Annotated in this window: 1 protein-coding gene and 1 pseudogene; both read right to left on the reverse strand. The window is 43.1% G+C overall.

The features are described 5' to 3' along the window. Positions 1-246, reverse strand: a pseudogene (locus DNK84_RS12620) (transposase); the annotation flags it as partial. A 31-nt stretch (positions 247-277) separates the two neighbouring features. Beyond that, positions 278-520, reverse strand: a 243-nt coding sequence (locus DNK84_RS12625; RefSeq protein ID WP_208123330.1) for an ISAzo13-like element transposase-related protein, incomplete at its 5' end; no start/stop codon positions are given.

Genomic DNA, 520 nt, shown 5'->3' on the forward strand with positions numbered 1-520 from the left:
ATCACGAGCCTGGTCAACGTTAAACATCCAATGAATTGTTGCTTTACGTTGGTTTCTTCGGCTTTGCCAATGGGCAAGCTCCTCAACTAACGTACTCTTGTCAGAAATCCTTCTGTCCAGGCACTGTCGATTCATATTCCCAATTTCTATTTCAGCCATATTCAGCCAGCTGGCATGCTTCGGGGTGAAATGAAACTCTAATCGTTTAGCAATACGTAATGCCTCAGCTGGCGGAAAAGCCTTGTGGGAAGCGCACAAAATAACTTCCCTTTTTTGATTAGAAAACAGACATCGGTTTGAGCGAATAGTTCCATTTTGGCAGCACCTTACTAAAGTTTAAATTCAGTGCACTTAGACTTTCTTTCGTGTACCTCTTGCCAGTCTTATATGCCTTGTTGATGATCTTGGCTGTAACAGATAGCCCGGTCTTTGTCTTCGCTCTTTCCATCAAACTTTTTACCCTTTGCATCGTCGTGAGCTTTGCGCCATTTATGGCACGCGTAACATGAGGAAATAAATC

The sequence above is a fragment of the Facilibium subflavum genome (genome assembly GCF_003574485.1).
Lineage (GTDB): Bacteria > Pseudomonadota > Gammaproteobacteria > Francisellales > Francisellaceae > Facilibium > Facilibium subflavum.